At 75.0% G+C, this 11,451-nt stretch carries 13 protein-coding genes; 5 read left to right on the top strand and 8 right to left on the bottom strand.

What is annotated here, in order from left to right:
- From ACR807_RS13935 to ACR807_RS13915, 5 genes are all read left to right on the top strand, one after another.
- On the top strand, positions 1 to 433 hold a 433-nt coding region (locus ACR807_RS13935; protein ID WP_438921705.1), incomplete at its 5' end, for an RNA polymerase sigma factor.
- Complete coding sequence (locus tag ACR807_RS13930) at positions 430 to 1,215, top strand: cupin domain-containing protein (RefSeq protein WP_438921704.1); 786 nt, start codon at positions 430 to 432, stop codon at positions 1,213 to 1,215. The genes ACR807_RS13935 and ACR807_RS13930, both read left to right, overlap by 4 nt.
- Before the next feature lie 14 nt (positions 1,216 to 1,229).
- Positions 1,230 to 2,015 carry an ABC transporter ATP-binding protein gene (locus ACR807_RS13925; RefSeq protein ID WP_438921703.1) on the top strand — a complete coding sequence of 262 codons (786 nt, stop codon included), beginning with the start codon at positions 1,230 to 1,232 and terminating at the stop codon, positions 2,013 to 2,015.
- A complete protein-coding gene (locus ACR807_RS13920) occupies positions 2,012 to 3,355 on the top strand; it encodes a hypothetical protein (protein ID WP_438921702.1) in 1,344 nt (447 codons plus the stop codon). Before ACR807_RS13925 ends, ACR807_RS13920 begins: the two co-directional genes overlap by 4 nt.
- Positions 3,352 to 3,963, top strand: a complete 612-nt coding sequence (locus tag ACR807_RS13915; RefSeq protein ID WP_438921701.1) for a hypothetical protein — start codon at positions 3,352 to 3,354, stop codon at positions 3,961 to 3,963. The genes ACR807_RS13920 and ACR807_RS13915 overlap by 4 nt, the downstream gene beginning before the upstream one ends.
- Positions 3,964 to 4,031: 68 nt before the next feature.
- Here ACR807_RS13915 and ACR807_RS13910 read toward each other — a convergent pair whose 3' ends face one another.
- The 8 genes from ACR807_RS13910 to ACR807_RS13875 form a co-directional block, all read right to left on the bottom strand.
- The gene (locus tag ACR807_RS13910) at positions 4,032 to 4,895 is read right to left on the bottom strand and encodes an aldehyde dehydrogenase family protein (RefSeq protein WP_438921700.1); all 864 of its coding nucleotides are present in this window, start codon (positions 4,893 to 4,895) and stop codon (positions 4,032 to 4,034) included.
- Complete coding sequence (locus ACR807_RS13905) at positions 4,888 to 6,315, bottom strand: aldehyde dehydrogenase family protein (RefSeq protein ID WP_438921699.1); 1,428 nt, start codon at positions 6,313 to 6,315, stop codon at positions 4,888 to 4,890. The genes ACR807_RS13910 and ACR807_RS13905 overlap by 8 nt, the downstream gene beginning before the upstream one ends.
- A gap of 3 nt (positions 6,316 to 6,318) precedes the next feature.
- A complete protein-coding gene (gene deoC, locus ACR807_RS13900) occupies positions 6,319 to 7,284 on the bottom strand; it encodes a deoxyribose-phosphate aldolase (protein ID WP_438921698.1) in 966 nt (321 codons plus the stop codon).
- Between the two features lie 79 nt (positions 7,285 to 7,363).
- Positions 7,364 to 8,011 (bottom strand): DUF1707 SHOCT-like domain-containing protein, encoded by a 648-nt coding sequence (locus ACR807_RS13895; RefSeq protein WP_438921697.1) that lies wholly within the window; start codon positions 8,009 to 8,011, stop codon positions 7,364 to 7,366.
- Positions 8,012 to 8,090: 79 nt separating this feature from the next.
- Entirely contained in the window at positions 8,091 to 8,582 is a 492-nt protein-coding gene (locus ACR807_RS13890) for a hypothetical protein (protein ID WP_438921696.1), read from the bottom strand.
- Between the two features lie 182 nt (positions 8,583 to 8,764).
- Positions 8,765 to 10,036 (bottom strand): hypothetical protein, encoded by a 1,272-nt coding sequence (locus ACR807_RS13885; protein ID WP_438921695.1) that lies wholly within the window; start codon positions 10,034 to 10,036, stop codon positions 8,765 to 8,767.
- Complete coding sequence (locus ACR807_RS13880) at positions 10,027 to 10,332, bottom strand: hypothetical protein (RefSeq protein WP_438921694.1); 306 nt, start codon at positions 10,330 to 10,332, stop codon at positions 10,027 to 10,029. The genes ACR807_RS13885 and ACR807_RS13880 overlap by 10 nt, the downstream gene beginning before the upstream one ends.
- A gap of 109 nt (positions 10,333 to 10,441) precedes the next feature.
- Entirely contained in the window at positions 10,442 to 11,434 is a 993-nt protein-coding gene (locus ACR807_RS13875) for a Gfo/Idh/MocA family protein (RefSeq protein WP_438921693.1), read from the bottom strand.
- Between the last annotated feature and the right edge of the window lie 17 nt (positions 11,435 to 11,451).

The following is an 11,451-nucleotide window of genomic DNA, read 5'->3' as shown; positions in this document are numbered from 1 at the left end:
CGTGCGCCTGCGCCGCCGGTGCTCGGACGAGCAGGTCGTCGCCGAGGTGATGCAGGAGACGTACCTGGCGGTGTGGCGGGCGGCGGGCTCGTTCGCGGGCGCGGCGGTGGACGGCACGGCCGTCGGCTGGCTGTGGACGATCGCGGCCCGCCGCCTGGTCGACGCGTTCCGCCGGCGCGCCCGGGAGGACCGGGTGCCGCCCGTCGCGCGGGCCGTGCCCGCCGCCGAGGACGAGGTCCTGGCCGGCGCGCTGGGCGACGAGGTGGGCGGCGCGCTGCGCGACCTCGCCCCCGAACTCCGCCAGGTCCTCCAGGCGATGGTGCTCGACGGGCTGACCGTGCGCGAGACCGCCGTCCTGCTCGGGGTGCCCGAGGGCACCGTGAAGACCCGCGCTCGGCGGGCGCGCATCGCGATGCGGGAGGCACTGTCATGAGCGAGCACGCAGCCGAAGGCGAGCACGCGTCGGCCGACCTGGTCGCCCGCTACGCCGCGGGCGACGACCTGCCCGCCGACGTGCTGTGGGCCGTCGAAGCGCACCTGGAGACCTGCGCGCTGTGCCGGCTGCGGCTGGCCGACGCGGCTCCACCCCGGGTCACCGCCCTGACCGCGGCCGTGTGGGCGGACCTCGACCTGCCCGGCGACCCCGCGCCCCGGCGCCGGTTCGCCCGCCGCGTGGCGCCCGCGTTCCTGCCCTGGCTGGCGACGACGGCGCTCGTGCTGCTCGGGACGCTGTTCCTGGACGCCGTCACGCCCACCGGTGCGGCGGTGTCCGCGGTGCTGCTGATCGCGCCGATCGTGCCCGTCCTGGGCGTGGCCGGCGCCTGGACCGGCTCCCTGGACCCGGCCCGCGAACTCGTCCTGTCCACGCCGCGCGCCGGTCTCGAACTGGTCCTGCGGCGGACGTTCGCCGTGCTGCTCGTGGTGCTGCCGCCGCTGCTGGTGGGCGGCTGGCTGACCGGGGCGTCCCCGGCGTACTGGCTGCTGCCGTCCCTGGGCGTCACCTCGGTGGCGCTCGCCCTCGGCAGCGTGCTCGGCGTGCGCCGGGCCGCGATCACCGCCGCCGCCCTGTGGGTGGCGCTGGTGATCGGCCCGGCGGTGGTGCTCGGCGACGTGCCCGGCGTGCTCGCGCCGGGCGCGGCGCCCCTGTGGGCGGCGGCGCTGACGGGGGGCGCCGCCGCCGTGTTCTTCAGGTCCGCGTCCTACGCGCGGCTGTGACGGAGGAGGAAGCGGTGCGTGCAGTGGGAGCGGCGGAGGTCGCGCCGACGGGGTACGCCTGGCAGGTCCGGGCGGAGGGGTTGCGCGTCCGCGCGGGCAGGAGGGTCGCGGTCGACGGGCTCGACCTGCGGCTCGGCCGCGGGGTGCACGGCCTGCTCGGGCCGAACGGCGCGGGCAAGACGACGTTGATCCGGTCGCTGGCGACCGTGCTGAAGCCCTCCGGCGGCACGCTGGAGGTGCTCGGCTCGGCCACGTCCGGGACGGCGGACCTGCGCGCGCTGCGCCGCCGCCTGGGCTACCTGCCCCAGGACTTCGGCTACTACAAGAGGTTCACGGTGCGCGAGTTCGTCGAGTACGTGGCCTGGCTCAAGGAGGTGCCCGAGCGCGACGTGCCGGGCGCCGTGCAGCGGGCCGTCGAACGGGTCGGGCTCGCCGACCGCGCCGACGACAAGCTCAAGACCCTGTCCGGCGGCATGGTGCGGCGGGCCGGCATCGCGCAGGCCATCGTCAACGACCCCGAGGTGCTGCTGCTGGACGAGCCGACCGCCGGGCTCGACCCGGGCCAGCGGGTGCGGTTCCGCGAGCTGCTGGGCGAGCTGGGCGCGGACGCGTGCGTGGTCGTGTCCACGCACCTGGTGGAGGACGTGGCGGCGGCGTGCGACGACGTCGTGCTGGTCGCCGCGGGCAAGCTCGTGTTCCAGGGCACGCCCGCCGGGCTGGCCGCCGCCGGCGGGCCCGACGACGTCGGCGACAGCCCCATCGAGCGCGGCTACTCGGCGCTGCTGGGGCGTGCCTGGTGAAGATCCTCGGCATCGAACTGCGGCGCACCGCGGCCGTGGTGGTCGCGGTCCTGACCGCGCTGGTCGTGCTGCTCATGCTGAACTGGGGGCCGTCGACGAAGAACAGCACCGCGTGGACCCGGCAGTGGTCGTCGATGGTCGAGTGGAGCCGGTTCATGCTGGTCTTCGCCGTGCCGCTGGTGCTGGGCGCGGGCGCGCTCCAGGGGATGCGCGACCGGCGCTCGGGCGTCGACGAGCTGTTCGCCACGACGCCGCGACCGCGCGCCCAGCGGGTCGGCCGGACGCTCGGCGCGTTCGCCGTCGCCCTGGGCGCCGCCTACCTGCTCGTCCTCGTCGTCGGCGCGACGCGGGTCGTGCGGGCCACCGACCACTTCCACTGGGCGTGGCTGCCGGTCGCGCTGGTCGGCGTGCTCGCGCTGGTCGGTTCCGCGTGGCTCGGCCTGGGCGTGGGGCGGGTCCTGCCGTCGGCGCTGACGCCGCCCGTGCTGGCCGGGGTCGGGCTGGCGCTGATGGTGTTCGGCCAGGGGCCGGTGGGGGAGACCTTCCGCCTGACCCTGCTGCGGCCGGCCGTCCCGATGCCCGAGAGCGTGTTCGAGCGCACGGCCCCGCTCGTGTCCGCCGGCCAGGCGGTGTGGTTCACCGGCGTGGCCGTGACCGGCGCGCTGCTGTTCGCGCTGCGGCGGTGGTGGCTCGGGCTGCTGCCGCTGGTCGTGGCGGGCGCGGTCGCCGTGCCGCTGCTGCCGGGCAGCCCGGCGGAGGCCGTGGTGGCCGACCGGCGGGCGGCCGAGGTCGTCTGCGAGGGGCAGCTGTGCCTGACCCGGGCGCACGAGAACGAGCGCGCGGCCCTGGAGCCGCCGGTGCGGGAGGCGTTGCGGCTGCTGGCCGCGCTGCCGTCGCCGCCGACCGCCGTGCGGGAGGTCGTGGGGACCGCGGGGCGGCTCGACCGGCGCGGTCCCGAGCCGACCGACGTGGTGCCGGTGGACCTGGACGAGTTCACCTACTTCCGCTCGGTCACGCCGGTGACGCCGGAGCAGGTGACGAGGTTCCTCGTCGCCGGGGCGGGCACGCGCACGTGCTACGGGGAGCGAGTCCCCGACGAGGTGTCCCGCGAGGTGGCCGCCAGGACGGTGCTGACGTCGTGGCTCACCGGGGAGTTGGAGCCCCTGCCCCTGTACCGGCAGTGGCTCGGCGAGGAGATCGACGCCCTGAGCCGCACGGCGTGGGACGCGCTGCGCGCCCTGCCCGAGGCGGACCAGGCGGCCCGCGTGCAGGCGACCCGCGAGGTCCTCGCGGCCTGCTCCGGCGACGCCCTGCGGACGCTGACCGGCGGCACGTCGTGACCGCGGCCCGGTGGCTGGTGCTGCACGCCCGGTCGAGGGAGGTGCCCGCGTCGCTCGCGGTCGCCGCGGTGGGCGCGGTCGGCGCGGTGCTGCTCGGCGGGCTCGACCGGCCCGGCGGCTCGCCGCAGCTCACCGCCTTCGGGGCGGCCGTGGGGGTGTCCGCGCTGGCGGCCGGGTTCGGCGGCCACGACGTCGACCTCGACCGGACCGCCGCGTTCCGCTGGCCGCCGCGCCGGGCCGCGCACCTGCTGCTCGGGGCGGCGGTCGTGGTCGGCCTGCTGCTGGCGGTCGGCCTGGCGGTCGACCTGCTGTCGGCGGTCGGGTCGGTCGCCGACCCGACCGCCCCGGACGCGGTCGTGCTGCGCGACGTGGCCGGGTTCGGCGGGCTGGCGGCGCTGGGCGCGGTGCTGTTCGGCGCGCGCGCCGCGTGGGTGCCGCCGACGGCCTGGGCGGGGGCCACGCTCGTCGTCCCGCCCGGCGAGAGGTGGGCCGAACGGGTCCTGACCTGGCACGTGCAACCCGCCGGCACGACCGCGGCCACGTTGACCGCGGTCGTGCTGGGCGTCACCGGCCTGCTGGCCTACAGCGCGGTCGGCTGCCGCCGCTGAAAGCGACCCGCACCCCGACCGGCCACCCGCCGGAAGCGCCTCCCCGGAAGCGCCTCCCCGGAACCGACTCACACCCCGGTCGGGTGCCAGACCGTCTTCGTCTCCAGGAACGCCCGCAGCCGGCCCAGGTCCGGCTCGCGGGTGAAGTCCTCGGCCGGCCGGTGGCGCAGGACGCGCTTCACCGTGCCCGCCGCCGACCGCTCCAGGTCGGCCCGGTCCGACTCCGGCGCACCGGTCAGGTCGAGGGCGTTCACGTCCGCGTGCGACGCCAGCCACGGCGCGATCTCCGCGGTCCGCCCGGTCAGCACGTTCACCACCCCGCCCGGCACGTCGGAGGTGGCCAGCACCTCGGACAGCGTGATCGCGGGCAGCGGCCGGTCCTGCGACGACACGACCACCGCCGTGTTGCCGGTCGCGATGACCGGCGCGATCACGCTGACCAGGCCCAGCAGCGACGACCCCTGCGGCGCCAGCACGGCCACCACGCCCGTCGGCTCCGGCACGGAGAACGAGAAGTACGGCCCGGCCACCGGGTTCGCCGCGCCCAGCACGGTGGCGACCTTGTCGGTCCACCCGGCGTACCAGACCCAGCGGTCGACGGCCGCGTCCACCAGCGACCGCGCTTCCTCCACCGCGACGCCCTCGGACGCCGCCACCTCGGCGGTGAACTGCTCGCGGCGGCCCTCCAGCACCTCGGCCACCCGGTACAGCACCTGGCCGCGGTTGTACGCCGTCGCGCCCGACCAGCCGGGGAACGCCTTGCGCGCCGCGCCCACCGCGTCCCGGGCGTCCTTGCGGGACCCCTGAGCGGCGTTGGCCAGGAACGCGCCCCCGGCGTCCACGACCGGGTAGGAGCGCCCGGACTCCGAACGGGGGAACGCGCCCCCGACGTAGAGCTTGTACGTCTTCGCCACGGCGATGCGGTCAGACATCGAGGTACGCCTCCAGCCCGGTGCGACCGCCCTCGCGGCCGAAGCCCGACTCCTGGTAGCCGCCGAACGGGGCGGTCGGGTCGAAGCGGTTGAACGTGTTGGCCCACACCACGCCGGCGCGCATCTTCTGCGCCGCCCACAGGATGCGCGACCCCTTCTCGGTCCAGATGCCCGCGGACAGCCCGTACGGCGTGTTGTTGGCCTTGGCCACCGCCTCGTCGGGCGTGCGGAACGTCAGCACCGACAGCACCGGCCCGAAGATCTCCTCGCGGGCGATCCGCATGGCCTGCGACACGTTGGAGAACACGGTCGGCGCGAAGTAGAAGCCCTTCTCCGGCAACGGGCACGCGGACGTCCAGCGCTCCGCGCCCTCGGCCTCGCCGGTGTCGGCCAGCTCCCGGATGCGGGTCAGCTGCTCGCGCGAGTTGATCGCGCCGACGTCGGTGTTCTTGTCCAGCGGGTCGCCGACGCGCAGCGTGGACACGCGCACGCGCAGCTTCTCCAGCAGCTCCTCGGCCACCGACTCCTGCACCAGCAGCCGCGAGCCCGCGCAGCACACGTGGCCCTGGTTGAAGAAGATGCCGTTGACGATGCCCTCGACGGCCTGGTCGATGGGGGCGTCGTCGAACACGATGTTCGCCGCCTTGCCGCCCAGCTCCAGGGTGAGCTTGCGGTTGGTGCCCGCGAGCTGCCGCTGGATGGTCTTGCCGACGTCCGTCGACCCGGTGAACGCCACCTTGTCCACGTCCGGGTGGTTCACGACGGCCGCGCCGACGTCACCCGCGCCGGGCAGGATGTTGACCACGCCGGGCGGCAGGTCGGCCTGCTGGATGATCTCGGCCAGCACCAGCGCGCTCAGCGGCGTCGTCTCGGCGGGCTTGAGCACCACGGTGTTGCCGCAGGCCAGGGCGGGCGCGATCTTCCACGCCGCCATCAGCAGCGGGAAGTTCCACGGGATGACCTGGCCGGCCACGCCCAGCGGGCGCGGGTCCGGGCCGTACCCCGCGTAGCCGAGCTTGTCCGCCCAGCCCGCGTGGTAGAAGAAGTGCGCGGCGGCCGTGGGCACGTCCACGTCCCGCGACTCCTTGATCGGCTTGCCGTTGTCCAGCGACTCCAGCACGGCCAGCTCGCGAGCGCGCTCCTGGACCAGCCGGGCGATGCGGAAGATGTACTTGGCCCGCTCGGAGCCCGGCATCCTCCCCCACACCCGGTCGTAGGCGCGGCGGGCGGCCTTCACGGCCCCGTCGACGTCCGCGGCGGTGGCCGTGGAGACCTCGGCGAGCACCTCCTCGGTGCCCGGGTTGATCGTCTTGAGCGGCTCGCCACCGCCCTCGACGAACTCGCCGTCGACGAACATCCGGTAGGTCGGCTTGAGGTTCGCGATGTCCCGCGACTCGGGCGCGGGCGCGTATTCCCACATGTCTCAGTCCACCGTCACGTAATCGGGGCCGCTGTAGTGGCCGTCCAACTGGGTGCGCCGCTGCATCAGCAGGTCGTTGAGCAGCGTGGAGGCGCCGAACCGGAACAGGTCCGGGGTCAGCCACTCGGGGCCCGCGACCTCGTGCACCGCCACCAGGTACTTGATCGCGTCCTTGGTGCTGCGGATGCCGCCCGCGGGCTTCACGCCCCGCAGCTCGCCGGTCTGGGTGTGCCAGTCGCGCACCGCCTGGAGCATCACGTGCGTCACCGGCAGCGTCGCGGCGGGCGACACCTTGCCGGTGGAGGTCTTGATGAAGTCGCCGCCCGCGAGCAGCCCGATCCACGAGGCGCGGCGCACGTTGTCGTAGGTCGCCAGCTCGCCGGTCTCCAGGATGACCTTGAGGTGCGCGTCGCCGCACGCGCGCTTGACCTGCGCGATCTCGTCGAACACCTGGCCGTAGCGGCCGGACAGGAACGCGCCCCGGTCGATCACCATGTCGATCTCGGTGGCGCCCGCGTCCACCGCGTACGCGGTGTCCTCCAGCTTCACCTTCAGCGACGAGCGGCCCGACGGGAACGCGGTGGCCACGCTGGCCACGTTGACGCCCGTGCCCGCCAGCTCCTCCACCGCGGTCGCGACCATGTCGGGGTACACGCACACGGCGGCGACCCTCGGCACCTCCGGCCGGTCCGGGTCGGGCCTGCGCGCCTTGGCCGCGAGCGAGCGCACCTTGCCGTGCGTGTCCGCGCCCTCCAGCGTGGTCAGGTCGACCATGGAGATCGCCGTGTCGATCGCCCACAGCTTCGCGGCCTTCTTGATGCTGCGCGTCCCGAGACCGGCCGCGCGCTGTTCGACGCCGACCTGGTCCACCCCGGGCAGCCCGTGCAGGAACCGGCGCAGCGACGCGTCGTCCCGGACGGCGTCGGCGAGCGCCGGGGGCAGCGACGCCTGTGTCGATGGAGCAGCCATGCAGCCGAGTCTAAGCGGACTGGGACGGCCGTCCTAAGTGAGCGGGTAAGGGCTGGTCAGCGGGGGTGCGGAGGTCCGCTCAGCCCTCGATCTCGTCCCGCTTCGCGCCCTTGAGCTTCTTCTTCTTGGGGCGGCGCACCTCGACCGCGCCCATCATCGCGAAGCCGGTGACGCGCACCACCGGACCACCGGGCACGGTCGGTTCACCCTTGTGGGTCGAGTCCTCGAAGGCGCCCATGAAGCCGACGCCGTCCACCCGCACGGTCACCTCCGGCGGCACGATGATCTCGATGCCGCCCATCAGCGCGTAGGCGTTGATCGTCGTCTCCTGCTGCGCGAAGCGGGCCTTGGTGAGGTCCAGCTGGACCCCGCCCATGACCGCCACGGCGTTGTGCGTGACGGGCACGACCCACTCGCCGCGGCGGTCGACGCCGGACCAGAACGCGAACGACGTCGCCGAGCCGGGCGTGCCGCCGACCCGCGAGGACGGCGGGGTGTGCTGGAGCGGCGCCGGCAGCACGGTGGGCGGGGCCACGCCGAGGTCGGCGGTCAGCGGCACCAGCTCGCCGTAGGTCCTCGACGCGTACACCGCCGCCAACCGCTCGTCCAGCTCGTGCAGGTCGAGGCGACCCTCGCCGTGCGCCTGCTGGAGCACCCGGGCCACCTGCTCGCGGTCGGCGTCCGAGGCGCGCATCTGACGGGGGTCGGGGACAAGCTCGTCGCTCACCCGGGTGAGTCTAGGAGCACGTCGTGCGTTTGACGACGGAACGCGGGATCATGCCCGAACCGGACGCCGGGCGTGGCCGTCACGTGCCGGTGGCGGTGAGCACGAGCGTCCCCGACCGCACGTCCAGGTACGCCGTCGCCGACCACCGACCGCCGGAGAAGGCCCTGGTCAGAGCCTCGCCGGTGAGGAACGGGCCGGGCGGGAGCCCGTCGCGCAGCCCGTCCGCGACCGACGGTCGCAGGCCCTGCTCGGTCGGGTGGTGGGCGGCCACCAGGCCGGCCACCCGGTCGGCCGGCAGCGCCACCACCGCGTCGATCCAGTACGTCGACGGACCCGGCACGTCGGCGCGACCGTACGTGCCCGACATCCACCGCGCTCCCCCCGGCGTCCCCAGCGCGGGGAACCGCGACAGCAGCGGGTCGAGGTCGGTCCGCAGCTCACCCGTCCCCGACTTCACCGCCGCACCGGTGCTCGCCATCGGCTCGTCCTCCTCCACCACCAGCACCCGGTAACCGACCGCACCCACCACCAGCACCACCAGCACCGCCGCCACCGCGGCCAGCGCGAGCACCCACGGCCGGGGCCCCGCCGGTCGGGGGCGCGCCGGTCGAGCCCCTGCGGGCCGGGGTCCCGCTGGCTGAGCCCCCGCAGGCCGGGGCCCCGCAGGTCGAGACCCCCCTGGCCGGGGTCCCCCCGGTACGACCCCCGCAGGCGGGGGCGCCGTCACCCGGCGCTCCGCCGGCACGCCGTCCACTAGCGCCGCTCCCTCGGGTTGTCCGGGGTCGGGCCCCGGTCGCGCTCCGCGCCGCGCGTGCCCTCGTCGACGCGGGGCGCGACGACGTCGGGCGCGCCCTGCGGCGGGTTGCCGAGCTCCCAGGTGACCGTCCTGGTCGCCTGGCCGTGCGTGTCGAACGGCTTCGCCCACCCCACCTCGGTGAACCTGCCGTTCTCGTCGTCACCCGCACCGGTCGCGATGTCGGCCTGGCCGCGGTTGAAGTTGTAGCGGTCCTCGGCCTCCACGGTGACCGTCATCGTCACCCGGTTCCCGTCCACGCGCACGTTCCCGTGGCTCCACACCTGGTACGCGCCGACGGCCTTCTGCCAGTTCTCCGTCTTCGGGTACGAGTCGGCGGCCGACGGCTGCCCGGTCAGGGGGAACTCGGTGTGCCCCGCCCGCACCAGCTCCTCCGCCGCCCGCGCGGCCCGGGTGATCTCGCCGTCGAGGCCCGCGCGGATTCCCGAGTCCTCCCGGACGGCCTTGTCGTAGTCGAACCCGCGCGGTTCACCGCTGTTCTTCCAATAGTGCTCGTACATCCCGGTGGCGTCCGGCATCATGCCCAGCGCCTGCGCCCCGCGCAATTTCGCCAACCACTCGGCCTTGGACACCTGGTCCCGCCAGTTCGATTCCGCCGAGCCGTGCGCGAAATCGTCGTCGAACCGGATGTCGGGCCGGTCGGGCGGTCCGACCCGGTAGCGCCCGTCCTCGGTGCGCGCGGTCGGGTCGGCCTCGGCGAGGCTCGCCGCACCGCCGTCGGACACCTGCGCCGCCTCGGCCTTGGCCAGGGCCGCGGCCAGCGAGTCGTCCGCCGCCCGCGCCGCGACCAGCACGCGTTCCACGCGGTCCGCCAGCTCGGCGGCCAGGCGGGTGCGCTCGTCGGCGGGCTGCGTCCCGGGCGCCTCGTCGCGCACCGACCCGTCGGCCGCGATGCCGAAGCCGTGGGCGCGGGCGACCGACTCGGCCTCCTCGACGAGGTGGCGCAGCGCGGTGACCGCGTCCGACGCCTCCTGGAGCGCGCGCTGCACCGACCCGGCCTCGGCGACGACGTGCTCGGCGCGGTCCCTGATGGCGGCGAGCGCGCCGCGGGCCGCGGTGGCCCCGTCGCCGTGCCAGAACAGCGGGCCGAACGAGCCGACCAGCTCGTCCTCCAGGCCGATGAGCAGGTCCTTGCGGCCCCGGACCGCCTGCGCGGCGCCCTCCAGCCCGTCCGCGTCCCACCGGCGGACGTCCCCGTAGGTCAGGGCCATCCGACCAGCCCGCCGGAGAAGTCGCGCGCGGACGCGGCGTCGTCGGCCGCGTACCGGTCCGCCGACGCCGACAGGTTCGCGGAGAACGCGCCCACGTCCCGCGACCAGGTCGCCACGCGGTCGTCCCACGCCCTCGCCAACCGCTCGGCCCGGTCGGCCGACCGCGAACCGGGCAGGCCGGCCGGCACCTGCCCGACCGCCTCGCCCAGCCCGACCCGCCGCGCCCGTTCCCCCGCCGACGCCGCCGACGCGGCAGCCGCGCGCAGCCCTTCGACGTCCACCTCGAAGCCGCTCATGTCCCTCCCCGGACGATTGGCCGTGAATCGCACGCTAGCCGCGCCGGGGAAAGGAGGAATAGCTCGTTCGCTCGAATGGATCTGTATTCCACCCGGTGGTGAACACGAATTATGCGGAATTGCTGGGTCTGCGAACGGCGAGACCGGCGGCCGAGTAGATCGCGTCTATCACCCGCATGGTGGAAACCGCGTCGTCCGCCGTCGTGGGGAACGGTTCGCCGCGCAGGACCGCGCCGGCGAACGCGTCCAACTGGTAGGCGTAGGACGTGCGGCGGTCGAAGCGCTCCACCCGGCGCTGCCCCGCCAGCTTCACGGTGAGCCGGTGGCCCGCCTGCGGCATGAACGGGTTGAGCACCCGCATCTCGCCGTTCTCCCCGATGACCCTCGCCGACAGCTTGAGCACCGAGCGGGACCACATCGACGCCACCACCGTGCCCGTGTGCCCGGCGGGGAACAGCAGCTCGGCCCGCATCGCCCGGTCCACGCCCTCGCCCTTGAGCAGCGCCCGCGCCGAGCGCACCTCGGGTTCGCCGCCGCCCAGCAGCCGCACCAGGTTCACCGGGTAGCAGCCGGCGTCCATCAGCGCGCCGCCCGCCAGCTCCAGCGAGTACCGGATGTCGCCGAACCTCGGCAGCGGGAACGCGAGCCGCGCGTCGACGTGCCGCAGCGGCCCCAGCTCCCCGACCACCTCGGCCATCCGCGCGGCCAGCGGGTGGTAGCGGTAGTGGAACGCCTCCATCACCACCAGCCCGCTCGCGTTCGCCACCTCGGCCACCTCGGCGGCCTCCTCGGCGTTGGCGGCGAACGGCTTCTCGCACAGCACGTGCTTCCCGGCCGCCAACGCCCGCAGCGTCCACCTCCCGTGCAGCGCGTTGGGCAGCGGGACATAGACCGCGTCGATGTTGGGGTCGTCCAGCAGCGCCTCGTAGCTGTCGTGCACCTTGGCCACCAGGTGCCGGTCGGCGAACCGCCGGGCCCGCCCGACGTCCCGCGCCGCCACCGCCGCCACCTCGACCACCCCCGAGGTCCGGGCCGGTCGAACCACTGCCGCCGGCGCGATCCGCGCCGCACCCAAGATCCCGATCCGCACGTGGTCGGTCATGGTCAGGACGCTACCCC

Origin of the sequence: Saccharothrix sabaoui, from assembly GCF_051756985.1 — a bacterium.
Classification (GTDB): domain Bacteria; phylum Actinomycetota; class Actinomycetes; order Mycobacteriales; family Pseudonocardiaceae; genus Actinosynnema.
This window is presented reverse-complemented; position numbering and strand designations above follow the sequence as displayed.